The 21,325-nt window shown below is 73.6% G+C and carries 25 protein-coding genes; 15 read left to right on the top strand and 10 right to left on the bottom strand.

The genetic code is table 11. The features are described from left to right. Positions 1-13: 13 nt before the first annotated feature. Positions 14-826, bottom strand: a complete 813-nt coding sequence (locus Aru02nite_RS27310; protein ID WP_203662442.1) for an alpha/beta fold hydrolase — start codon at positions 824-826, stop codon at positions 14-16. Positions 827-1,035: 209 nt separating this feature from the next. Then, positions 1,036-1,209 carry a CsbD family protein gene (locus Aru02nite_RS27315; protein WP_239076987.1) on the bottom strand — a complete coding sequence of 58 codons (174 nt, stop codon included), beginning with the start codon at positions 1,207-1,209 and terminating at the stop codon, positions 1,036-1,038. Positions 1,210-1,477: 268 nt separating this feature from the next. Between Aru02nite_RS27315 and Aru02nite_RS37325 the strand changes: the two genes are divergently transcribed. The 4 genes from Aru02nite_RS37325 (at position 1,478) to Aru02nite_RS27330 (ending at position 4,318) form a co-directional block, all read left to right on the top strand. Beyond that, a complete protein-coding gene (locus Aru02nite_RS37325) occupies positions 1,478-1,600 on the top strand; it encodes a hypothetical protein (protein ID WP_275408727.1) in 123 nt (40 codons plus the stop codon). After that, positions 1,597-2,637 (top strand): GH25 family lysozyme, encoded by a 1,041-nt coding sequence (locus Aru02nite_RS27320; protein WP_203662445.1) that lies wholly within the window; start codon positions 1,597-1,599, stop codon positions 2,635-2,637. Before Aru02nite_RS37325 ends, Aru02nite_RS27320 begins: the two co-directional genes overlap by 4 nt. Before the next feature lie 38 nt (positions 2,638-2,675). After that, positions 2,676-3,047 (top strand): VOC family protein, encoded by a 372-nt coding sequence (locus Aru02nite_RS27325; RefSeq protein ID WP_203662447.1) that lies wholly within the window; start codon positions 2,676-2,678, stop codon positions 3,045-3,047. A 458-nt stretch (positions 3,048-3,505) separates the two neighbouring features. Further along, positions 3,506-4,318 carry a sulfotransferase family protein gene (locus Aru02nite_RS27330; RefSeq protein WP_203662450.1) on the top strand — a complete coding sequence of 271 codons (813 nt, stop codon included), beginning with the start codon at positions 3,506-3,508 and terminating at the stop codon, positions 4,316-4,318. Here the strand turns inward: Aru02nite_RS27330 and Aru02nite_RS27335 are convergent. Further along, positions 4,312-4,989, bottom strand: a complete 678-nt coding sequence (locus Aru02nite_RS27335) for a Type 1 glutamine amidotransferase-like domain-containing protein (protein WP_203662452.1) — start codon at positions 4,987-4,989, stop codon at positions 4,312-4,314. The two genes, Aru02nite_RS27330 and Aru02nite_RS27335, sit on opposite strands and share 7 nt — an antisense overlap. A 48-nt stretch (positions 4,990-5,037) precedes the next feature. Beyond that, positions 5,038-5,232: a hypothetical protein gene (locus Aru02nite_RS27340; RefSeq protein ID WP_203662453.1), complete on the bottom strand. Its 195-nt coding sequence runs from the start codon at positions 5,230-5,232 to the stop codon at positions 5,038-5,040. A 378-nt stretch (positions 5,233-5,610) separates the two neighbouring features. Here Aru02nite_RS27340 and Aru02nite_RS27345 point away from each other — a divergent pair, with 378 nt between their 5' ends. Then, the gene (locus Aru02nite_RS27345) at positions 5,611-6,444 is read left to right on the top strand and encodes an undecaprenyl-diphosphate phosphatase (protein WP_203662611.1); all 834 of its coding nucleotides are present in this window, start codon (positions 5,611-5,613) and stop codon (positions 6,442-6,444) included. Positions 6,445-6,448: 4 nt separating this feature from the next. On the opposite strand, the gene Aru02nite_RS27350 is transcribed toward Aru02nite_RS27345, so the two are convergent. Beyond that, the gene (locus Aru02nite_RS27350; protein ID WP_203662454.1) at positions 6,449-7,054 is read right to left on the bottom strand and encodes a TetR/AcrR family transcriptional regulator; all 606 of its coding nucleotides are present in this window, start codon (positions 7,052-7,054) and stop codon (positions 6,449-6,451) included. Between the two features lie 64 nt (positions 7,055-7,118). Here Aru02nite_RS27350 and Aru02nite_RS27355 point away from each other — a divergent pair, with 64 nt between their 5' ends. Next, positions 7,119-8,015, top strand: a complete 897-nt coding sequence (locus tag Aru02nite_RS27355; protein ID WP_203662455.1) for an oxidoreductase — start codon at positions 7,119-7,121, stop codon at positions 8,013-8,015. Positions 8,016-8,021: 6 nt separating this feature from the next. Here Aru02nite_RS27355 and Aru02nite_RS27360 read toward each other — a convergent pair whose 3' ends face one another. After that, entirely contained in the window at positions 8,022-8,564 is a 543-nt protein-coding gene (locus Aru02nite_RS27360; protein ID WP_203662456.1) for a DinB family protein, read from the bottom strand. A 48-nt stretch (positions 8,565-8,612) separates the two neighbouring features. Continuing rightward, positions 8,613-8,900, bottom strand: a complete 288-nt coding sequence (locus Aru02nite_RS27365; RefSeq protein ID WP_203662460.1) for a hypothetical protein — start codon at positions 8,898-8,900, stop codon at positions 8,613-8,615. A gap of 157 nt (positions 8,901-9,057) precedes the next feature. On the opposite strand from Aru02nite_RS27365, the gene Aru02nite_RS27370 reads away from it, so the two are divergent. Continuing rightward, positions 9,058-9,726, top strand: a complete 669-nt coding sequence (locus Aru02nite_RS27370) for a YdcF family protein (protein ID WP_203662461.1) — start codon at positions 9,058-9,060, stop codon at positions 9,724-9,726. Positions 9,727-9,732: 6 nt separating this feature from the next. Here the strand turns inward: Aru02nite_RS27370 and Aru02nite_RS27375 are convergent, their stop codons facing one another. After that, positions 9,733-12,069 carry a glycoside hydrolase family 31 protein gene (locus Aru02nite_RS27375; RefSeq protein WP_203662462.1) on the bottom strand — a complete coding sequence of 779 codons (2,337 nt, stop codon included), beginning with the start codon at positions 12,067-12,069 and terminating at the stop codon, positions 9,733-9,735. 170 nt (positions 12,070-12,239) lie between these two features. Here Aru02nite_RS27375 and Aru02nite_RS27380 point away from each other — a divergent pair, with 170 nt between their 5' ends. The 4 genes from Aru02nite_RS27380 to Aru02nite_RS27395 all read left to right on the top strand — a co-directional run bounded on the left by Aru02nite_RS27380 (position 12,240) and on the right by Aru02nite_RS27395 (position 15,827). Continuing rightward, positions 12,240-12,962 carry a class I SAM-dependent methyltransferase gene (locus tag Aru02nite_RS27380; RefSeq protein WP_203662464.1) on the top strand — a complete coding sequence of 241 codons (723 nt, stop codon included), beginning with the start codon at positions 12,240-12,242 and terminating at the stop codon, positions 12,960-12,962. 82 nt (positions 12,963-13,044) lie between these two features. Beyond that, positions 13,045-13,833 carry a DinB family protein gene (locus Aru02nite_RS27385; RefSeq protein WP_203662466.1) on the top strand — a complete coding sequence of 263 codons (789 nt, stop codon included), beginning with the start codon at positions 13,045-13,047 and terminating at the stop codon, positions 13,831-13,833. A gap of 4 nt (positions 13,834-13,837) precedes the next feature. After that, positions 13,838-14,488 (top strand): SET domain-containing protein-lysine N-methyltransferase, encoded by a 651-nt coding sequence (locus Aru02nite_RS27390; protein ID WP_203662468.1) that lies wholly within the window; start codon positions 13,838-13,840, stop codon positions 14,486-14,488. Positions 14,489-14,732: 244 nt separating this feature from the next. After that, the gene (locus Aru02nite_RS27395; protein ID WP_203662470.1) at positions 14,733-15,827 is read left to right on the top strand and encodes an SAM-dependent methyltransferase; all 1,095 of its coding nucleotides are present in this window, start codon (positions 14,733-14,735) and stop codon (positions 15,825-15,827) included. Positions 15,828-15,845: 18 nt separating this feature from the next. Here the strand turns inward: Aru02nite_RS27395 and Aru02nite_RS27400 are convergent, their stop codons facing one another. Continuing rightward, positions 15,846-17,099: an MFS transporter gene (locus Aru02nite_RS27400; RefSeq protein ID WP_203662472.1), complete on the bottom strand. Its 1,254-nt coding sequence runs from the start codon at positions 17,097-17,099 to the stop codon at positions 15,846-15,848. 73 nt (positions 17,100-17,172) lie between these two features. On the opposite strand from Aru02nite_RS27400, the gene Aru02nite_RS27405 reads away from it, so the two are divergent. From Aru02nite_RS27405 to Aru02nite_RS27415, 3 genes are all read left to right on the top strand, one after another. Next, complete coding sequence (locus Aru02nite_RS27405) at positions 17,173-18,147, top strand: ArsR/SmtB family transcription factor (protein WP_239076988.1); 975 nt, start codon at positions 17,173-17,175, stop codon at positions 18,145-18,147. A gap of 70 nt (positions 18,148-18,217) precedes the next feature. Further along, positions 18,218-18,766, top strand: a complete 549-nt coding sequence (locus tag Aru02nite_RS27410; protein WP_203662474.1) for a DUF4262 domain-containing protein — start codon at positions 18,218-18,220, stop codon at positions 18,764-18,766. Positions 18,767-18,799: 33 nt separating this feature from the next. Next, positions 18,800-19,537 carry a VOC family protein gene (locus Aru02nite_RS27415; RefSeq protein ID WP_203662475.1) on the top strand — a complete coding sequence of 246 codons (738 nt, stop codon included), beginning with the start codon at positions 18,800-18,802 and terminating at the stop codon, positions 19,535-19,537. On the opposite strand, the gene Aru02nite_RS27420 is transcribed toward Aru02nite_RS27415, so the two are convergent. Continuing rightward, positions 19,524-20,582 (bottom strand): Gfo/Idh/MocA family protein, encoded by a 1,059-nt coding sequence (locus Aru02nite_RS27420; protein ID WP_203662476.1) that lies wholly within the window; start codon positions 20,580-20,582, stop codon positions 19,524-19,526. The genes Aru02nite_RS27415 and Aru02nite_RS27420 overlap by 14 nt on opposite strands. An 87-nt stretch (positions 20,583-20,669) precedes the next feature. Here Aru02nite_RS27420 and Aru02nite_RS27425 point away from each other — a divergent pair, with 87 nt between their 5' ends. Then, complete coding sequence (locus Aru02nite_RS27425; protein ID WP_203662477.1) at positions 20,670-21,260, top strand: TetR/AcrR family transcriptional regulator; 591 nt, start codon at positions 20,670-20,672, stop codon at positions 21,258-21,260. The last annotated feature ends 65 nt before the right edge of the window (positions 21,261-21,325 follow it).

Raw genomic sequence — 21,325 nt, forward strand, 5'->3', positions numbered from 1 at the left:
ACACCAGTCTCCGCTACCGGCCCCCCGGCACGGTCGGCGTACGACGGACGATCCGTGCGATCGCCGCCGCATGGCTGGTGACCAGGCCGTGGTCCGCGTCGAGCCGGTGGACGGCGATTCGCGGCTGCGCGCGGGCGAGCCGGTCGACGCCGGCGCGCCAGTTCCGGTTGAAGCGCGCCACGTGCCCGTCCGTACCGCGACCGGCCATCGACGTCGACGCGATCATGGTGACCGGCACGTCGATCCGCCGGTACCGGTCGAGGATCCCGGCGCGCACCTCGTCGATCTCGACGTTCACCGCCAGGATCTGCCCGGCCGTGAGCAGTACCTGCCGTGCGGTGCCGCGCGCCGCCCGCTGCCGTTCCACCATGTCCGCCCACATCGCCCGGAACTCGGGCAGTACGTCCGGCGTGACGAACGGCTCCGGTACGGGGACCGCCCCGTCGATCAGGACGAGCCCGGCGACGCTGCCCGGATGCTCGGAAGCGTGGTGTACGGCCAGGTCCGCGCCCAGCGAGTACCCGACGAGGACGGGCACCGTACCGTCGCGCCGGAGCTCGGCGAGTACCGCGGCGAGATCGCCGAGGAACGCGGCGAAGGAGTACCGGTCCGAGGCGGAGGCGAGGCCGTGACCGCGCAGGTCGAAGGTCACCACGTCGTGGTCGCGGCGCAGCAGCGCGGCCAGCTCGGCCAGGTCCGCCTGCGTCGAGTTCAGCCCCGGGCACAGCACCAGCGGCCGGCCCCGACCGCCCCGCGTCAGCGGGATCGTGCCGCCCTCGTACCGGATGGTCCAGCGGCGCGTCGGCCCGCCGTCGTCGTTCGTCATGCCGTCATGGTCGGGGCCTGACCCTGCGTCAGGGTCAAGCCCGGCCGCCAGTCGCCGCTGCTGCCACCCACCGACCGCGAGCGGCAATACGGGCGGTCCCGCCGGGGGGCGGTCGATGTGCCCCGCACGGCGACGGCGAACAGGACTCCGCACCGCACACGCACGGCACCGGGGCGGCCGCCGTACGGCCACCCCGGTGCTGTCGTGCGTCAGTCGGTGAAGACGTCCTTGACCTTCTCCTTGGCCTGGCCCAGCCGCCCCTTGTCCTTCTGGGCGGCGCCCTCGACCTCCTGCCGCGGGTTGTCCGTGGCCTCGCCGACCTTCTGCTTCGCCTTGCCGGCGACCTCGTCCATCTTGTCCTTCGCCTTGTCCGACATGCTCATTCCGGCTCCCGTCGGTGTCGTTTCCCGGGTCTGCCACGAACGCCGCGTACGGCGCTCCACCGGGTACGCCGCCCGTACTGGCGCCACGCCCCGGTACGTCCGGCCACGGCCGGACCGACCCTTCGACTACCCGCCCTCCGACGGGCTACACCGCGAACGGGCGACACGCGCGGGCGTACCACTGAATCGGGCAGTTGGTTCTTAGCGACCCGGCAGGGACAATCCATGTGGTATCGATCCGCCAACCGCGGCAGAAAGCGATCACCGCATGACAGACCAGCAGCAGCCGGCCGTGCGCCCGACCCCCCGCGCCGGCGACTACCAGCCCCCGGGCCCGGACGACGCGGACCAGGGCGACGTGCCCGCCGACGAGGAGGCCGACGAGTCATGACGCTGTACGGCTTGGACTGCTCGAACCACCAGGGCAACATGTCGTCGCTCGGCGGCGTCGCGGCGTCGTTCTTCGTCCACAAGCTCACCGAGGGCACCACGTACGTCGACCCGAACGCGGCGCACAACCTGTCCTTCGCCCGCAGCCGCAGGATCCCCGTACTCGGCGGCTACCACTTCATCCGCGCCGGGAACGGCGCCGGCCAGGCAGACCAGTTCGCCGCACGGGCCCGGCAGTTGTTCGGGCACGACCTGCACGGGCACCTGTGGCAGCTGGACTGCGAGTCCGACGCCACGTGGGCCGACGTGCGGGCGTTCAAGCAGCGGTGGGACGCCGGGACCGACCACGCGCCGATCCTCTTCTACACCGGCGACTGGTGGCTGCAACCCCGTGGCTGGAACGTCGCGAGCCTCGGGTTCGCCGGACTCTGGGCCGCACCCAACCGCGGGTACGTCGGCGCCGCGCAGAACGTGCGCGCCAGCGACTGGGTCGCCGGGTACGGCGGCTTCAGCCGCATCACCGTGCTGCAGTACGACGCCCGGCCGTCGGTCGGCGACACCAACCAGTACCAGGGCGGGCTCGCCCAGCTCAAGGCGCTCGTCGCCGGACGAAAGGACCCCGAGGTGTACTACACCAGCGTTGGCCGCGGCTCGCTCTCCCTGAAGGCCGGGCAGACCACCAGCGTCCACTTCACCAGCGCCGCCGCCAACACCGGGAACTTCTGGGGCGGCGGCGGGTACAGCGTCGGGGCCGGCAGCCGGCTGTTCATGGGCGACGTGACCGTCACGTTCAACGCGGCGCTGCCCGGCGGGATCGAGGTCGCGACCCGGTTCGCCGAGACCGACCCGGACAAGGACTACGCGGTCGCCAAGGCGCACCCGTGGGCCGTGCTCGCGCCCGCCGCCGGCATCCACGAGGCCCACGCGTCGACCGTCTCCTGGGTCGACCGCGGCCACCACCTCTGGGTACAGTTGCGCGCCAGTGCGGATCTCACGGTCGCCGGGGTGTGGGCCAAGGTCGGGCTCCTCAACGGCTGACGGTCACCGGTCCGGGCGGCACGACGAACGGGGGTGCCGTGGTCACGCTCGGAGTCATCGCGATCGGAGTGGTCGACAAGCCGCGGGCGGTCGAGTTCTGGCGCCGCGCACTCGGGTACGAGGAGCGGCGCGACGGGTTCGGCGGGTGGGAGACCGTCCTCGTACCGCCGGACGGGGTCGGCACTCCCCTCGCGCTGCAGACCAGCGACCGCCCGGCCGACGAGTACCCGCGGATCCACCTGGACCTGCACGTCCGGGACGCCGCCGAGCAGGACGCCGAGGTGGCGCGGCTGCTGTCGCTGGGCGCGGCGCGCGTCGACTGGGACCGGTACCCGGCGGACCCGGACTTCGTGGTCCTCGCCGACCCGGACGGCAACCGGTTCTGCGTGGTCGACCTCAGCCACGGCTGACCGCGGCGGCCGGCGTACGCCTCAGCTGGCGGACTCCGTACCGCCGCGGTCCCCGCCCGACCGGTCCAGCTGCCGCGGGTGGTGCACCCGCCACTCGCCTCGACCTCGCGCGGGATCCGGATCGCCCGCCGGTCGCCCGCCTCGTCGTACACCACGCCGAGGTTGTGCTGGTTCCACGCCCAGCCGCGCCGTCCCGCCGAACGGTTCCGCCGCGGCGCGATCGGCTCCTCGGACTGCGCGAGATCCCGGCCCATCCGGATCCGCGCCCGCCCGGCGGCGTTTCGGCCCGGGTGGCGGTGGCGGGCCCGTCCACGCCCTGCCGCCGGCCGGTGCCCGACGCGTGCCGCCGACACGGAACGCGCCCCGGACATCACCGCAGGGTCAGGGTCGGACCGGTGGACGAACTCATATAAAACACTCAGGTTAACGGACAGCAAAATAGGTTAACGTGGCCGCCAATGAGCATGAAGAGATCGATTAACCAGGTACTCCGGCGGACCACCGGTTACGAGATCGTCCGGAAAGGCACCGGCGCCCGCCGCGTGGTGCAGGCGCAACGGCAGCTGCGTTCGCCGGTGTTCGTCCTGTCGTCGATCCGTAGCGGGTCGACGCTGTTGCGGGTGATGCTGGGCAGCCACTCGGAGATCTTCGCGCCGCACGAGATGCACCTGGGCAACATCCAGGCCAACGCCGACAGCTGGTTCGCCGAGGCCGCGGTACAGGAGGCCGGGCTCGACGAGCAGGAGCTGACCCACATGATGTGGGACGCCATGCTGGCCCGGATGCTGCGCGACAGCGGCAAGTCCGTCCTGGTGGAGAAGACGCCGTACCACGTGTTCCTGTACCGGAAGATCGCGGCGACCTGGCCCGACGCGCGGTTCGTGTTCCTGCTGCGGCATCCCGGATCGATCCACCAGTCGTGGCAGGAGGCGCACCCGTCGATGAGCGCCGACGAGGTCACCGCCGACGTCCTCCGGTACGTGAAGGGGGTGGAGCAGGCGCGCACCGACCTGCCCGGCCTCGACGTGACGTACGAGGAGCTGGTGTCGGATCCGGAGGGGCAGACCCGGCGGCTGTGCGCGTTCCTCGGGGTGGCGTGGGAGCCGGAGATGGTCGAGTACGGCAAGCGCGGGCACACCCGGTTCCGTCGCGGGCTCGGCGACTGGTCCGGCAAGATCAGGTCGGGTCGGCCGCAGGAGGGCCGGGCGCTGCCGTCCCTCGACGAGGTACCCGCCGAGCTGCGCCCGTACTGCGAGAAGTGGGGCTACTGACCGTCCAGCGGGATCCGGTCCCCCGGCAGGTACGTCACGCGTCCCGCGCCGTCGACGACGTGTACCGGGTCGGGGCCGAGCACGGTGCAGGTCGTGCCGGTGACGTGCACCCCGCCGGCCTCCGGTACGGCCAGGAGCGGGCGGCCGAGCGCCGTCGACCAGGCATGTTGACGCTCGACCCCGACGGTGTCGGCGTGCGGGAGTACGGCGAGGGTGGGCAGCAGGCCGAGACCGCGGTCGTCGGTCGTGGCGTCCGCGTCGTCGTCGGCCAGCGCCACGATCGCGATCGACTCGCCGGCCAGCACGGCCCCGGCACTGCCGCCGTAGTAGCGCCCGCCCGCGGCCACGTGATCCCGTACCGCCCGGTCGAACCCGTGCCGGTGTACGTGCCGGGCCAGCTTCGACGTGGTGCCGCCGCTGACGAACAGCAGGTCGGTGCCGGCCAGTTCGGCGGGCCGGTGCCCGTCCAGGCTGAACCACACGTCCACGCGTACCTCGATGTCCAGCTCGGCAAGGCTCGTACGCAGCCACTGCGGGGCGCCGCCGATCCGGTCGTCGGGCAGCGCGAACGGCCAGTGCACCACCCGTTGCACGCCACGGAACGCCGCGCGCCACACCCGCTGCTCCTGGCGCGCCGATCCACCGCCGGCGAGGTACAGGCTGCCGTTCATGGCCGGACCGTACCGGGGCGGAGTGCCTGGCGCAGCGGGGTTTCGCGGTCAGCGCGGGTCGGTGCGGCGGAACAGCGGCAGGACGCGCGGCGTCCCGTCGGCGCCGACCGTCGTGACGCGGGCGAGCGTCCAGCCTTCCGGCGCGACGGCGTCGTACACCTCGCGCCAGCGGGCGTCCAGGACGCGCTCGGGATCGGGCTCGTCGTCGGTGTGGTGGTCCTCGGCGAACGGTTCACGTACCACGGGCGGAACGTAACACCGGCCACGCACGGCGCGACGACGCATCGGTGAAGACGGGCTGCACGGCGGGCGGACATCGCCGGGCCGGCGACGGAACCCGGCCGTACCCACCGACACCGCCGGGGCCGCGTCGAGCTGCGGAAACGCTGACGGCGCGCGGCCCGTACCGGCGGGGCGGCAGCCGGGCGGGCCGGGACGATCGGCATCCCCAACTCGGGTACCGCGTTGCCGGCGGGACCGCCACGAGCCGGATCGCCGCCGTTCAGTCGCCGGCCATCTGGACGTGGTTCGCTGCCGCGAGCGCCGGCCGTCCGCTCGAACCGGGCCGGTGTCGCCGAACCGTCCGGCCCCGTGCCGCGCGTGACGACCGGGAGGTACCGGGTGGGCTGGGTCGAGGCTGTCGTACTGGGCCTGGTGCAGGGACTGACGGAGTTCCTGCCGGTCTCGTCCAGCGCCCACGTACGGATCGTGGCGGCGCTGGCGGGGTGGGCGGATCCCGGCGCGGCGTTCACCGCGGTGACGCAGCTGGGCACCGAGTCCGCCGTCCTGCTGTACTTCCGCCGGGACATCGGCCGGGTCGTACGGATGTGGACGCTGTCGCTGTTCCGGGCCGAGTACCGGAAGGATCCGGACGCGCGGCTCGGCTGGTACGTCATCCTCGGCACGATCCCGATCGCGGTGCTCGGGGTGCTGTTGCAGGACACCATCGAGACGGTGTTCCGGGACCTGCGGCTGACCGCGGCGATGCTGGTCGGGTTCGGGCTGGTGCTGGCGTTCGCCGACCATGCGGCGACCAACCAGCGGTCGCTCGCGGAGCTGCGCCCGCGTACCGCGGTGGTGTTCGGGTTCGCGCAGTCGCTGGCGCTGATCCCGGGCGTCTCGCGGTCCGGCGGCACGATCGCGGCCGGGCTGCTGATGGACTTCCGCCGCGAGGCCGCCACCCGGTACTCGTTCCTGCTGGCGATCCCGGCGGTGCTCGCCTCCGGCCTGCTGGAACTGACCAAGATCGGCGAGGGTCACGCCGCGCCGGTCGCGCCGACGGCGATCGCGACGGTGGTGGCGTTCGGCGTGGGGTACGCGGTGATCGCCTGGCTGATGCGCTACGTCACGACGCACCGGTTCACGGTCTTCGTCGTCTACCGGGTACTCGCCGGGCTCGTCCTGTTCGGCCTGGTGACCGCCGGCGTCCTCGATCCGACCGCCGGGGCGGCCTGAGCGGTCAGGACGCCGGGCGCGCGCCGCGCAGGAACTGTTCGACGGCGGTCTCGACGAGGCCGTCGAGCCGGTCCGGCGGTACGAAGTTGCCGTTGACCAGCGACGCGATGCCCTGCAGGGTCGCGAACAGGATGATCCCGATCCGCTCGGGGTCGCCGGGTTCGAGCGCGCCCTGCGCCTGGCCCTCGGTGATCACCTCCGCCAGCAGCCGCATCGGCGCCTCGGCGGCGGCCACGATGCGCGTCGCCCCGGCCCGGTGCTTGCTCGTGTACATCAGCTCCAGCAGGGCGGCGTTCTCCGTGGCGAAGCGCGCGTACACCACGGCGGCGGCTCGTACGCGGGCGGCGAAGTCGTCGTCGGCGCCGGCCAGCGCGGACCGCAGCACCGCGTCCAGCCGGGCGAACCCGGCCTCGGCGAGCGCGTCGAGCAGCGCCTGCCGGTCGGGGAAGTGCCGGCGGGGCGCGGCGTGGCTGACGCCGATCTCGCGGGCCAGGTCGCGGAGGGCGAGCCGGTCCGCGCCGTGCTCCCGGAGGCTGCGTTCGGCGGCGTCGAGCAGCGCGGTACGCAGGTTGCCGTGGTGGTAGGGCCGCTCGGTGGTCGCGTCGGGCACGGTACCGATCCTAGCAGTAGAGTTGTCGTTGACAACATTGTGGCCGCTGCCTACTATGTTGCTCATGACAACATTTGCCGTCTCGGACATCCCGCCCATGGCGGGCCGTACCGTCGTCGTGACCGGCGGGAACAGCGGGATCGGCCGCGGCGCCGCCCGCGCGTTCGCCGCCAGCGGAGCCCGCGTCGTGCTCGCCGTGCGCAGCACCGAGAAGGGCCGGGAGGCCGCCGCCGCGATGACCGGCGACGTACAGGTCCGGCGGCTCGACCTCGCCGACCTGGCCGCCATCCGCGCGTTCGCCGACGACCTGACCGAGCCCGTCGACGTACTCGTCAACAACGCCGGCGTGATGATCCCGCCGCTGTCGCGGACGGCCGACGGGTTCGAGCTGCAGTTCGGCACCAACCATCTCGGGCACTTCGCGCTGACGAACCTGCTGCTGCCCCGCATCCGCGAGCGGGTCGTCACCGTCGCGTCCGCAGCGCACCGCAGCGGCTCGATCGACTTCGACGACCTGAACTGGGAGCGCCGGCGGTACCGCGCGATGCGCGCGTACGGGCAGTCCAAGCTCGCCAACCTGCTGTTCACCTCGGAACTGCAGCGGCGGCTCACCGAGGCCGGGTCGCCGGTGATCGCCACCGCCGCGCACCCCGGCATCGCGGCCACGAGCCTGATGCGCCCCACCGGCCGCTGGACGCTGCGCGGGATCGGCGAGGCCGCCGTCGGGCTCGTCGCGCAGGACGAGGACGGCGGCGCCCTCCCCACCCTGTACGCGGCGGTCGCGGACGTACCCGGCGACAGCTACGCCGGTCCCGGCGGGATGTTCGAGCGGGGCGGGCCGCCCCGGCTGGTCGGCCGCTCGGCGAAGGCCCGGGACGCGGAGGTCGCGCGCCGGCTGTGGACCGTCTCCGAACAGCTCACCGGCGTCACGTTCCCGCGCGCCGCCCTGCAGACCGCCTGAGCCGGCTCACTGACCGGTACGGCCGTCGATGCGTTCGCGGAGCAGGTCGGCGTGCCCCGCGTGCCGCGCGTACTCCTCGACCATGTGGACCAGGATGTCGCGGATGCTCGCCGGCTCGCCGTCGGCGACCAGGACCTCGCGGCCGAGATCGGCCTCGTCCAGCTCGTCCAGCCACGCGTCCGCGGCGGCGATCTGCCGCTTCCACATCGCGAACGCCTCCTCGACCACGGCCGGGTCGGCGACCGCGCCGTCGAAGTCGGCGTCCCGGTTGTCCGGCGAGACCAGCAGCCGTGGCTCGTCCCGGTGGTCCTGCAACACCCGGTGGAACCAGTTGTGCTCGACACTGCCCAGGTGCCGTACCAGGCCCAGCAGGCTCATCGTGCTCGGCGGGACGGACCGTCGCGCGAGCTGCTCGGCGTCGAGCCCCCGGCACTTCATCTCCACCGTCAGCCGGTAGTTCGAGAGGTACTCCCGCAGGGTCGCCTTCTCCCCCACCGGATTGCCGTACGTGCGGAGGTCCTCCGCGCCGTCGTCCCACATGTCGCTCATGCGGCCAGTCTGCCGCACGACGGTCCGCCCACTCGCGCGCGTACCCGGTCAGCGGCGGGCCGGCCGGATCCGCCCGTACCAGCCGCCGACGCGGCACGCCGTCCGTCCACAGAGGACACCCGCGGCCGCGGTCAACAGAGCCAGACCCACCGCGCCCCGGGAGGCAGGGAACGCGGTCGCGAGCAGTGCCGACGACACCACCGCGAGCACCGCCACGATACCCGTCACGACCCGCCGGAACTCGCCGCGAACGGGCTGCCGCGTCCGGTACGCCCCGCACACGGCGAGGACGGTGACCCAGACGAGCGGCAGGAGTACGAGCGCCGCGGTGGCCACGATCCAGCCGGCGAGACGGGTCGTTGGTCGGCCGATCCGGGTCCGGCAGAGTCCGCATGCCGCTTTATCTACATAAGCAGAACGGTTCCGGAAGCCCGCCGACGGTGGCCGGGCACCCCGTGCCATGCTCGTCCTGGGCCGGTACGAGGGAGCAGCGATGGATGCGGCGGTGCGGCCGGTGACCCGCGAGGACCTGGCCGCGGCGGAGATCCTGTGGGAGTACCACCGGCTCGGCGAGCCGCGGCGGCACGCGGACGCCGGGATCGTCCTGGGCTGCCACGATCTGGGCGTCGCCGACGTCGCCGCCGACCTCCACCACGAAGGCCGGGTGCCGGTACTGGTGTGTTCCGGCGGCACGAACCCGTTGCGCCCCAACCTTTTCCCGTACGGAGAGGCGGCGGCGTTCGCCGGGCGGCTCCGGGACCGCGGCGTACCGGACGGGGCGGTGTTGACGGAGCCGGCGGCGACCAACACCGGCGCGAACATCGCATTGTCGCGCGCCGTGCTCGCCGCCGCCGGGGTACGACCGGCGACGGTCGTGCTGGTGTGCATGCCGTACATGCAGCGGCGCGCGTGGAGTACCTGCGGGCGGCTGTGGCCGGAGGTGGACGCCTGGTGCGCGTCGACCGCCGCACCGTTCGCCGCGTACGTGGCGGGGATCGGTGACGCGCGGCTGGTGATCGACCACATGGTCGGCGACCTGGAGCGCGTCCTCGCCTACCCGGCCCGCGGGTACGCGCTCCCCCAGCCCGTCCCGCGGCCCGTCCTCGACGCGTACCGGCAGCTGGTCGCGGCCGGGTACACGCGGCGGATGCTGCCCGTGTGACCGGGGTCAGGTCTCGCGGGCGGTGAGCTGTTCGGCGACGGCGCCGTACAGCGCGGGCGGCAGGTGCAGGGCGTGCAGCTCGGCGAGCCGGGCGGCGACCGACCGGCCGGAGCCGACGACCTCCCACGCCGCCAGCTTGACCGCGTACTCGCACTGCGCGTCGCCGAGGATCCGCTCGACGGCCGCGGCGGTGCGGTCCGCGGGCTCCGCCGGGCGTACCTGGACGGTCGCGGCGGCGCCGGCGACCCGCACGCTGAAGCGCCCGTCCCCCGCGACCACCTCCACCGGTACGCCGTCGACCAGCGGCGCCTCGGTCGGCGCGTCGGCGAGGAACGTGACCGTCCACGTCCGCGTGGCCGGTACGACACCGTCCGCGCCCTCGGCGGGCCCGATCCGCAGGACGCCGGCCGTGGCGTCCCAGGACAGCGTGGTGGTGGCGGTGACCAGCGCGGTGCCGTCGCCCTTCCCGTCGTCCTCGACGAGGGTGAACGTGCCGTCCGCCCACGGGCTGACGAGCAGTTCGAGGTGGTCCGGGTTGCGGGTGGCGTCGAGGTCGTCCGGACCGGCGAGCGGCAGGATGCCACCGGCGCGCAGCAGTACGGGGATGGTGTCGAGGCCGCGGTGCAGCTCCAGCCAGCGGTCCCCGTCGTACACGGTGCCGGTGAACAGGTCGGTCCAGGTGCCCGGCGGCAGCCAGGCCCGGGTGGCGGACCGCAGCGTGGTCGGGTCGCGCCGGCTGGTGGCGGGGGCGACGACCAGCTCGCTGCCGAACGCGAACTGGTTGGGCACCTCGTACGCCTCGGCCCGGTCGGGCAGCACGTGGTACATCGGGCGTACCAGCGGGGTACCGGCGGCGGCCCGGTGGTTCATCGTGTGCAGGTACGGCACGAGCCGGTGCCGCAGCCGCAGCGCCTCGCCCATCGCCTGCCGCGCCTCGCCCGGGAACAGCCACGGTTCCTTGCGGATGAACGGGTTGTTCGACGAGTGCAGGCGCAGGATCGGGGAGAACACGCCGAGCTGCACCCACCGGGTCGCGAGTTCGTCGTCGCGCCGCCCGCGCAGGTGCCCGCCGATGTCGTGGCTCCACCAGCCGTACCCGATGTTGGCGGCGGTGGCGGTGAACTCCGGCTGGAAGTCCAGCGAGTCCCACGTGACGACGGTGTCGCCGGAGAAGCCCACGCCGTACCGGTGGCTGCCGGGGCCGGCGTAGCGGGAGAACGCCATGGGGCGGCGCCCGTCGCGGCCGGAGTCGAGGAAGTGGTAGTGGTTCAGCAGCCACAGCGGGTCGACGCCGGCCATCCGGGACGTGGTGCCCTGCTGCCAGTCGATCCACCAGAAGTCGACGCCCTCGTCCTCCAGCGGGTGGTGCAGGTGGCGGAAGTACGCGTCGCGGAACGTCTCGTCGGTCAGGTCGAACTCGACCGTCCGGCCGCTGTCCGGGTCGATCCCGACCGCCCGGGCCACCTCCGGGTACGCGTCCTCGAACGCGCGCACGCCGTCCGCGGGGTGCAGGTTCAGCGTGGTGCGGAGGTTGCGCCGGTGCAGTTCGGCGAGGAACGCCGGCGGGTCGGGCACCAGGCTGCGCTCCCAGGAGTACCCGGTCCAGCCGGTGCCGTACCGGGCGGGGACGGAGCCGACGCGGTGCCAGTCCATGTCGATGACCGCGACGGAGAACGGCAGCCCCTCGGCGTCGAACCGGTCGAACAGCTCCAGGTACTCCCCCGCGGTGTACGGGTGGTAGCGGCTCCACCAGTTGCCGAGCGCCCAGCGCGGCAGGACGGGCGGGTGTCCGGACAGCTCGTACAGGGCGCGGACGGCGGCGGCGTGGTCGGATCCGTACGCGAAGACGTAGAGGTCGCGGCGGCCGGGGCGGCGCGCGGCGATCCCACCGGCGTCGTCGAACAGGAACGACGCCGAGTCGTCGACGACCGCGACGCCGGTACGGGCGACGACGCCACCGCCGAGCTCGGTGCGGCCGTCGACCTCGTCGAGGGTGCGCGCGGTGCCGCCGAGCCCGCCGCCGGGCTGCCCGAACCGCCAGCGACCACCGGACGGCGTCGTGACGGTGAGACCGGACGCGCTGAACGGCGCCCCGTCGTACCGGAGGGTGCAGCGGTCGGTGCGCACCTCCAGTACGCCGTCGTCGGTCGTGGCGGCGAACGGCGGCGGGTCGAGGTCGCGGTGCACCGCGAACGTCGACGGCCGGTCCTCGAACTCCCCGTCGTCGGACCACTCCAGCCGGAGCAGCCCGTCGGCCAGTACGCTGACCCGCCACCGGTCGCCGCGCAGCACCGCCTCGTCGCGGGCACGGGGTGTCGAGGCGCTCGTCCGTACTGCTGTCACGGTTCTACCACTCCCACGGGTCGTATCGGCTGCCTCCTTGGTACCGAACGCGGCGCGGGCGGCGGCGGGCACCCCGGCCCCGTCCGGCGGTACGGGACGCTCCAGCGGCGGAGTCGGCGTGCGCCGTACGGTGGGAGGCGCAGCGTGCGGTGCCGGCAGAGGAGGCCACGGTGTCCGACGACCACGTCGTTGTCGCCGAGTTCGCCGACCTGTTCCGGGCGGCCGGCCCGCCGGACCGGTTGCTCGACGCCCTGCCCGGCGTGCTGGCCGCGCTCGACGTCCGCGGAACGGTCGTGGACCTCGGTGCCGGCACCGGACACGGTGTGCTCGCGCTCGCCGAGGCGTTTCCCGACAGCGCGGTCGTCGCCGTCGAACGCTCCGCCGCGATGCGCACGGTACTGACCTCGCGGCTCGCGTACCGGCCGGATCTTCGGGGACGCGTCACCGTGCTGCGCGGCGACGTGTTCGACGTCGAGCAGCCCGGCCCGTGGGGCGCCGCGCTGGCGATCCACCTCGTCTGCCAACTCGACCACGACCACCGGCGCCGGCTGTGGCGGCTGCTGGCCGACCACCTCACCGACGACGCCGTGGCCGTACTGGACCGCCACTACGGCGTCGACCGACCCCGGACCGTACCGCTCCGGTTGAGCGCCACGGTGCGGCTGGGCGACTGCGAGTACCAGCGGTGGTACGCGAGCGACGTCGCCGGACCCGACCGGATGCGCTGGCACAACGTCTACCGCGTCCTGCGCGGCGGCGTCGTGCTCGCCGAGCACGACGTCCACGGACAGGTGTGGGCGGCCGACGAACCGACCATCCTGGCCGAGACCGCCGACGCCGGGCTGCGGCACGAGTTCCGCGACGACTTCGTACTGCTGCGCAGAGCCGGGTGAGCGACGCCGCTCGGCACCGGTCGGCGCGCACCGTGCGCGGGAGTACCGGCGGAGTGTCGGACCCCGGGGTTACGGTCGCGGGATGGCTGACTTCATCGGCACGGAGCTGCGGGGCGCCCGGTTCGAGCGGGCGACGCTCGCGGACGCCGAGTTCCGCGCCTGCGACCTGACCGGGGCCCGCTTCCGCGGGGTGGCGATGAGCGGCGTCGTGATGCACGGCGTCGAGCTGGGCAACGTCGAGATCAACGGCGAGCTGGAGAACGTCACGATCAACGGGGTGGACGTCGGCCCGCTGATCGAGGCCGAGCTGGACCGGCGGTACCCGGAGCGGGCCGCGATGCGGCCGACCACGCCGGACGGGTTCCGCGCCGCCTGGGACGTCGTCGAGCGGTTGTGGGACGGCACCGTCGCGCGCGCCCGGCGGCTGGATCCCGTGCTGCTGCACGCATCCGTGGACGGCGAGTGGTCGTTCGTGGAGACCCTGCGGCACCTGGCGTTCGCCACCGACTCCTGGGTACGGCGGGCCGTCCTCGGCGACCCGTCGCCGTGGGATCCGCTGGACCTGCCGTGGGACGAGATGCCCGACACCCCCGGCGTACCGCGGGACCGGGCGGTGCGGCCGTCGTTGGACGAGGTGCTGGCGCTGCGCCGGGACCGGATGGCCGGCGTACGGGAGGTGCTCGACGGGTTGACCGAGGCGTCGCTGGACGCCGACACCGAGCCGGTCGACGGGCCGGGATGGCCGCCGCCGCAACGGTTCCCGGTCCGCGAGTGCCTGCTCGTCGTGCTCAACGAGGAGTGGCAGCACCGGCTGTACGCGGAGCGCGACCTGGACCGGCTCACCGCCGACGACCGCGACGCCGGGGCCTGACCGCGTGCCCGGACCGAGCAACGACGTGACGGTCGGCACCGGAAACCTTGCCGGACGCGGGGTGTACGCGCGGCGCAACTTCGCCCCGGGCGAGATCGTCGTCGGCTACCGGCTCCGTCCGCTCACCGCGGCGGAGTACGAGGGGCTGCCGGCGGGCGAGGAGCTGTTCGTGCACAGCTTCGGTGGCCGCCGCTTCCTGTACCCGCCGCCCGCCAGGTACGTGAACCACTCCGACGACCCCTCCTGCCACCAGGACTTCGAGCGGTGCTGCGACGTCGCGGCGCGCCCGATCGCCGCCGGCGAGGCGATCACGATCGACGCCACCCGGGAGACCGACCGCGAACTCGCCACGTTCGTCACCGCGTACGAGGAGGCGCTGGCCGGCGGGCGCGCGGCCGATCTCGCCGCCCTGGTCGACCCGGGCGCGGTGGCGTGGCTGCCGGACGGACCGCGCCGCGGCCGGGACGCCGTCGTACCGGGGCTGCTCGCCGGTGCGCGGATCACCTCGGACGTGGACTGGCTCGTCGGTACGGGTCGGTGGGAGGCGGTCGGCTCGGCCACCGTACGGTCCGCGGACGGCACCGACCGCCACCTGACGCTGCTGCTGAAGGTCGTCCGCGGAAACTGGCAGATCGTGTACCAGCACGTCGGTTGACCCGGCAGCGGCCGGTATGTACTGCGCGCCAAGGGTTTCACCCGGGTCGACCGTTGTCGGACACCACGGCCGCCGGCCGAACGGTCCGGGTGGCCGCCCGGACGGTCCGTTCCCCGCGCGCACCGGTTGACCGTGGTCTCCCGGCGGAGCCAGCGTGGACGGCAGGAACCGGCGGCCCGGTCCGCTGCCGCCGACGGCGGGCCGGGGCCGGCCGGTGTGCCGCTGTCGCCGAACGGGAGGCGTGATGACCGACCAGAAGACGGCCGAACCGCAGGCCGCGGCCGAGGAACTGAGTGGCCGGATCTTCACCGCGGGGGTCGCCGCCGCCGAACTGTACGGCGTGTACCTCGGGCTGTCGCTGGGGCTGTACCGCGCCCTCGCCGACACGCCGGACATCACCGCCGCCGACCTCGCCGACAGTACGGGGCTGGACCGGCGGTACACGAGGGAGTGGTTGCAGGGGCAGGCGGTCTCGGGGTTCGTGCGCGCCTCCGGCCCGGACATGGCGACGGCCACGTTCGACCTGCCGGAGGGCGGCCGGGAGGTACTCGTCGACGAGGTGTCGCCGTACTACCTGGCCGCGCTGTCCCGGCTGCCCGCCGCTCTGGGCCGGGCGCTGCCGCAGCTCGTGTCGGCGTTCCGGACGGGCGCGGGCGTGCCGCTGCCCGAGTACGGGCCGGACGCGGTCGCGGGGCAGGCCGCGCTCAACCGGCCCGCGTACCACAACGAGCTGGCCGACTGGATCGCGACGATGCCGGACGTGGCGGCGCGCCTGACCGACACCGCGCGGCCGGCCCGGATCGCCGACCTGGGCTGCGGTACGGGCTGGGCGGCGATCGCGCTCGCCACGCACTTCCCGGTGACCGTCGACGGCTTCGATGTCGACAGCGCGACCGTCGGCGAGGCCCGGCTCAACGTCGCGTCCCACGGCCTGACCGACCGCATCACGATCGCCGTCCAGGACCTGACCGAACCACCGCCCGCCGCCGGGTACGACCTGGTCATGTTCCTGGAATGCCTGCACGACATGGCATTCCCGGACCGGGCCCTGCGTACGGCGCGGTCGATGCTCGCCGACGGCGGCAGCGTGTTCGTCATGGAGGAGGCCGCCGAGGACGCGCTGACCGCGCCGAACGACGACCCCGTGCAACGGTTCCTCGCCAACGTCGGCCCGCTCTGGTGCATCCCGCAGGGGCGTACCGCACCGGACGCCGACCCGGTCGGGCCGGTCATCCGCGCGGCGCGGCTGACCGACCTCGCCACCGCGGCGGGGTTCCGCCGTACCGAGATCCTGCCGGTGGAGAACCCGGTCTTCCGCTTCTACCGCCTGCACCCCTGATCCCGCGCACGCGCGCCGTCACGCCGTCGCCCCGGCGACCGGCCGGTCCTGGTCCGCGCCCGCCGCGACGTTCGCGGGCGCCGCGTCCTGCGCCGACACGACCTCCGCCGTACGGCGGGCGATGGCGGGCCCGAGCACCGCGACCCCGAGTGCCGAGGCCGTACCGGCGACGAGGCTGAACAGCCAGATCGCGGCGGGCCCGACGGTCGCGTACACGGCGGTCGCTGCGCCGAGCGCGACGAACCGGCCGACGCCGATCGACCACTGGAAGCTGCCCTGGTAGCGGCCGCGCGCGTCGGCCGGCGCGAGCCCGGCCACGATCGACGCGGCGATGCCACCCGCCATCGCCTCGCCCAGCGACCACACCACCACCGTCCCCGCGTACTCCCACGGCCGGTGCGCCAGGCCGGTCGCGGCGACCCCGACGGCGATGACCACGCTCGACAGGACCTGCACCGGTACCTGCCGGAACCGGGCCAGGATCCGCGCCGCGAACGGCTGCGCGACCACCACGAGGACGGCGTTGAGCGCGGCCAGCAGCCCGTACGTCGTGGTCGACAGGCCGTCGTCGCGGATCGCGAGGGGCAGGCACACCTCGGTCAGCGAGTAGATGGTCAGGCCGACGACGAACAGCGGCAGCAGCGCGCGCATCAGCCGGTCCCGCAGAACCACGCCGTACCCGGCGCCGCCGGTGCCGCTGCGCGGTCGGGCCCGGCCGGCGGGCAGCAGCGTGCCGACCACGACGGCGAACGTCAGGCAGGTCGCCGCGTCCACCGCGAACAGCAGCCAGTATCCCTGCGTGGCAAGGAATCCACCGAGTACGCCGGCGACCGCGGTGCCGATGTTGATCGCCCAGTGGATCAGCGAGAACGCGGCGCGCTGCGCGCCCGGGGCGACCGTGTCGGCGAGCAGCGCACCGGCCGCCGGGCCGACCGTCGTACCGGCGCAGCTGAGCAGCGCCGCGGCCAGCGCCAGCGTCACCACGTTCGGCGCGGCGTACAGCAGGCCCTGCGCCGCGGCCGTACCGACGAGTCCGGCGAGCATCGTCGGGCGGCGACCGAACCGGTCGGCGAGCAGGCCGCCGACGGCGGGGCCGAGGAGGTTGCCGGCGCCGAGCGCACCCAGCACGTACGGGGTCTGCTCGGCGGGGACGCCGCGCGCGCCGAGGTAGAAGACAAGGAACGGGGTGACGACGTAGCCGAGACGGTTCACCACGGTGCCGGCGAAGATGATCCATGCGGTGCGGGGCAGGCCGCTGAAGGTCGAGAACACGTCGAGCAGCTTGCGGCCCGACGTACCATCGCACCTACTGATTAAGTACCGACCGAATCCATGGGGGCGACACGTGCGCACGGAGCTGGCGTTCTCGGCCGACGACCTGGCCCCGACACGGTTCTCCGTGTCGCCGCTGTGGGAGGTCGTGACCAGTTTCCGCGTGCTCGCCTCGACCGCGCGCAACCCGATCCACCACACCTGGGCCGACCAGGTGCGCCCCCGGATCGCCGCCGCCGGGCTCGACTCCGGCTGGCTCGCCGAGCTCGTCCCCGTCTCCGGGTACATTCCCGACTTCCTCACGCCGATCCCGCACGGCCTCGCCTCCACCCTCGAATCCGAGCTGTCCGTCGTCCGCGACACCCCCACCGACGACGTCCGCGCCGACCTCGACCGGCTCGGCACCTTCCTCGGTACGCGCGGCGCCACGCTGCGCGCCGACCCGCGCGCCCGGCTGTGCCGCCTCACCGACGAGATCGAGACCTACTGGGAACTCGCACTCGCCCCGTACTGGGCGCGGATCCGCGCCCTGCTCGACGCCGACGTGTACCACCGGACGCGGCAGGTCGCCGAACACGGCGCCGGCCACCTGTTCAACGACCTGCACGCCACGCTCAGCTGGGACGACAACACCCTCCAGCTGGTACGCCGGCACTGCCTCATCACCCGCGAGTCCACCGGCCCGGGGCTCGTGCTCGTCCCGTCCGCCTTCGCCTCCCACGTACTGACCTGGACCAGGTCGCCGCACCCGCCGCAGCTCACGTACCCGGCGCGCGGCGCCGCCACGCTGTGGGAACGCCGCCCCGTGGTCCGCGCCGACGCGATCGCCGCCGTACTCGGCCGTACCCGGGCGGGCATCCTCGCCGAACTGGAGTCCCCGACCTCCACCACCACGCTCGCCGCCCGCATCGGGCTGTCCGCCGCCGGCGTCTCCCAGCACCTCACCGCGCTCCGCGACGCCGGCATGGTCAGTACGCACCGCGCCGGCCGCTCCGTCCTGTACGCCCGCACCTCCATCGCCGACTCCCTCCTCTGCGACTCCGCCTAACCGCATTTCAGCGGGCGGACGGCCAGCGTGGTCGGCATGCTCAGGCCCGGCGGTGACTTACCGTCGTCGCGTGACCGAGAGCCAGCCGACCTGTCCCTGCGTCATCTGCCACGACTACGGCGACCGGGACCGGCTCGACGCGATCGACCGCACCACCATCGGCCATGTCCAGGAGCACGGCTGGAGCGTCGTACAGATACCCGAAGACGACCTCGGGCCCGGCTGGGCGTTCACCGTCGGCATCTGGCACAGCCACCGCCAACCCGAACTGGCGATCTTCGGCCTCGACGTCGACACCATGAAAGGGTGCCTCAACGTGGTCGGCGGACAGACCGCGAGCGGTCGGCCACCCGAACTCGGCCACGAGCGCAGCAACGTCGTCGACTGCCACCCCGTACTGTTCACGGCGATCGACCCGCGCTGGTACAAGGCGTTCTTCGGTAGCGCGATCTCGTTCTACCGACGTCCGCCGATTCCCTTCGTCCAGGTCCTCTGGACCGACAGACACGGGCGGTTCCCCACCGATGCGGACTGCGAGCCGGTGGTACGTGAGCGGCAACCGCGTCTCTGGCTCCGACCCGAGCAGCATCCCCGGGGCGTCTGGACCCAGGACCTCTGACGACGTACGCGACCACGGCCTAGCATCGGCGGCATGGCGACGCGGCTGGTACAGGTCAACATGAAGGCCCGGGACGACGCCGCGCTGGGTGGCTTCTGGGCGGAGGCGCTCGGGTGGGCCGTCTCCAGCGAGGGCCCCGGCGTGACGAACCTCGAACCGGAGGGCTTCGACTACCCCGATCCGGTCGCTGTCGTCGTCGACCTCGTCGCCTCGACCGAGCCCAAGACGGTCAAGAACCGCGTGCATCTCGACCTCGCCACCACCTCCCTGGACCACCAGGCGGAACTGGTCGCGCGCCTGCGGGATCTCGGCGCGACGCCGGTCGACATCGGCCAGGGTGCGGTCCCGTGGACGGTCCTGGCCGACCCGGAGGGCAACGAGTTCTGCGTACTGGAGCCGCGGGAGATGTACCGGGACACCGGGCCGATCGCCGCTGTCGTGGTGGACTGCGCGGATCCGCGGCGGATGACCGACTTCTGGAGCCGGGCGACCGACTGGACGGTGCACGAGGTGTCCGACCGCGACGCGGCGCTGCGCTCGTCCGCGGGCGTCGGCCCGTACCTGGAGTTCCTGCGTACGCCGGAGGTGAAGTCGGGATGGAACCGGGTGCATCTCGACGTCCGGCCGTACCCGGGTGACGACATGGGCGCCGAGACGGCGCGGCTGCGGGCGCTCGGCGCGACGGTGATCGACCTGGGGCCGGTCGAGGTTCCCTGGACGGTGCTCGCCGATCCGGAGGGCAACGAGTTCTGCCTGCTCACTCCGCGCTGACCGACGCGGCCGCGCGTACGGCGTCGAGCAGGTGGTGCACGGCAAGCCCGGTACGAAAGTCCGGTACGGTCCGCGCTCCGGTCCGCAGGTCGTCGGCGAGCGCCGCGTACTGCCGGGCCACGTTGCGGCCCTCCCCCGGTTCCGGGTCGCCGGCCAGTTCGCGCCACGGACCGCCCTGCGAGCCGAGCAGCCGCAGCGCCCCGATCTGTACTCCCGCGGGCGCCTCCGGCCCGGTGGACACGAGCGCGAGATCGCCGTCGGTGCCGGCGATCTCGATGCGGGTGCCGGCGTTGGTGACCCGGCCGTCGTGGATCAGCGCGGTCAGCGGCGCGCCGCCGGCGGTACCGGTGAGGGACAGCAGGTCGGGTCCGGTGGCGGTGACGGTCCGGCCGGTCCCGGCGACCGTGTGGGTGGTCTGGCGCGTCGTCAGCGTCGCCGCGGCCGGGACGACGTCACCGACCACGTGCCGTACGACGTCGAGGGTGTGGCCGCCGGCGACCTCCAGCGTGCCCGCGCCGCTGCCGACATCCAGCGTGTACGCGGCCCAGTCCGGCACCGTACCGCCGGCGCCCTTGGCGCGCGTGGCGTGCACCGCGACGGAAAGGACGCGCCCGACGTACCCGGTGTCGATCGCGGCACGGGCGGCGACGACGGCCGGCGCGTACCGGGACTGGAGGCCGATGGCGGTGTGCACGGTGCCGGCGAGCGTGACGAGTTCGGCGGCCTCGGCGGTGGTGCGCGCGAGCGGCCACTCGCAGTACACGTGTTTGCCGGCGGCGAGCGCGGTGCCGGCGAGTTCGCGGTGGGTGGCGGTCCGGACGGTGACTGCGACCAGGTCGACGTCCGGATGCTCGGCGAGCCGGCGCGGGTCGGTGAACGCGTGCTCGGCGCCGAACCGTTGCGCGGCAACGGATGCGGTCTCCGCGCGGCTGGTGCCGACCGCGGTGATCCGGTAGTCCGGCAGCGACCGCAGCGCCGGTACGTGCGCGCGCAGTGCCCAGCCGCGTTCGGGGTTCGCGCCGACGATGCCGACCCGGATGACCATGTCGCCCTCCTATCCGGACTCGACGAGTCCGCTTGGCCACCGTAGCCAACCGGACGGCACGAGTCCACTTCCTGCTACCCTCGCCACATGGGCGAGGCGGTGGAACGACTGCTCGGCGACGCGGCACCGCGGGCCGACGCGCGGCGCAACGTCACGCGACTGGTGGAGGCGGCGCGCGACGCGGTCGCCGAGGTCGGCGTCACCGTCACCGCGCACGAGATCGCCCGCCGCGCCGGTGTCGGCATCGGCACCTTCTACCGGCGGGTGCCGTCCCGCGAGGCGCTGCTGTCCGCCGTGCTCGGCGAGGTGCTCGACGAGATCGCGGCCGTCGCCGACGAGGCGCTGGCCGACACCGATCCGTGGCGCGGCTTCCGCACCTTCGCCGACCGGTACGTCGCGCTGCGCGCCGAGAGCTGCGGCATCACCGAGGCGCTCGGCGGAGCCTGCGGCGACGACCTCGACCAGCCGCTCACCGCCCTGCGCCGCCGGATCCGTACGCTCGTGACCCGCGCGCAGCGGGCCGGCGCGATGCGTACCGACGTGGGGTGGAGGGACGTGGCGTTCCTGCTGGCGTCCACCGCCACCGCCGACCGTACGCTCGGGGTGCGCGCCGCACCGCGGCAGTGGCAGCGCAACCTCACCGTCGTCCTCGACGGACTCCGCGCGCCCGCCACCTGACCACACCACCGGAAACCCCGTGGTACCAAGGAGTCTGGCGCGGTCGGGTCGTGCCGAGACCCACC

The organism is Actinocatenispora rupis (assembly GCF_016861975.1).
GTDB lineage: Bacteria > Actinomycetota > Actinomycetes > Mycobacteriales > Micromonosporaceae > Actinocatenispora > Actinocatenispora rupis.

Bases quoted from the DNA above. Each gene is read 5' to 3' on its own strand.
- Aru02nite_RS37325 (WP_275408727.1), top strand. From the start codon at position 1,478: ATGACAGACCAGCAGCAGCCGGCCGTGCGCCCGACCCCCCGCGCCGGC.
- Aru02nite_RS27330 (WP_203662450.1), top strand. From the start codon at position 3,506: ATGAGCATGAAGAGATCGATTAACCAGGTACTCCGGCGGACCACCGGT.
- Aru02nite_RS27320 (WP_203662445.1), top strand. From the start codon at position 1,597: ATGACGCTGTACGGCTTGGACTGCTCGAACCACCAGGGCAACATGTCG.
- Aru02nite_RS27420 (WP_203662476.1), bottom strand. From the start codon at position 20,582: ATGGTCATCCGGGTCGGCATCGTCGGCGCGAACCCCGAACGCGGCTGG.
- Aru02nite_RS27395 (WP_203662470.1), top strand. From the start codon at position 14,733: ATGACCGACCAGAAGACGGCCGAACCGCAGGCCGCGGCCGAGGAACTG.
- Aru02nite_RS27415 (WP_203662475.1), top strand. From the start codon at position 18,800: ATGGCGACGCGGCTGGTACAGGTCAACATGAAGGCCCGGGACGACGCC.
- Aru02nite_RS27355 (WP_203662455.1), top strand. From the start codon at position 7,119: ATGACAACATTTGCCGTCTCGGACATCCCGCCCATGGCGGGCCGTACC.
- Aru02nite_RS27335 (WP_203662452.1), bottom strand. From the start codon at position 4,989: ATGAACGGCAGCCTGTACCTCGCCGGCGGTGGATCGGCGCGCCAGGAG.
- Aru02nite_RS27425 (WP_203662477.1), top strand. From the start codon at position 20,670: ATGGGCGAGGCGGTGGAACGACTGCTCGGCGACGCGGCACCGCGGGCC.
- Aru02nite_RS27310 (WP_203662442.1), bottom strand. From the start codon at position 826: ATGACGAACGACGACGGCGGGCCGACGCGCCGCTGGACCATCCGGTAC.
- Aru02nite_RS27385 (WP_203662466.1), top strand. From the start codon at position 13,045: ATGGCTGACTTCATCGGCACGGAGCTGCGGGGCGCCCGGTTCGAGCGG.
- Aru02nite_RS27315 (WP_239076987.1), bottom strand. From the start codon at position 1,209: ATGAGCATGTCGGACAAGGCGAAGGACAAGATGGACGAGGTCGCCGGC.
- Aru02nite_RS27360 (WP_203662456.1), bottom strand. From the start codon at position 8,564: ATGAGCGACATGTGGGACGACGGCGCGGAGGACCTCCGCACGTACGGC.
- Aru02nite_RS27370 (WP_203662461.1), top strand. From the start codon at position 9,058: ATGGATGCGGCGGTGCGGCCGGTGACCCGCGAGGACCTGGCCGCGGCG.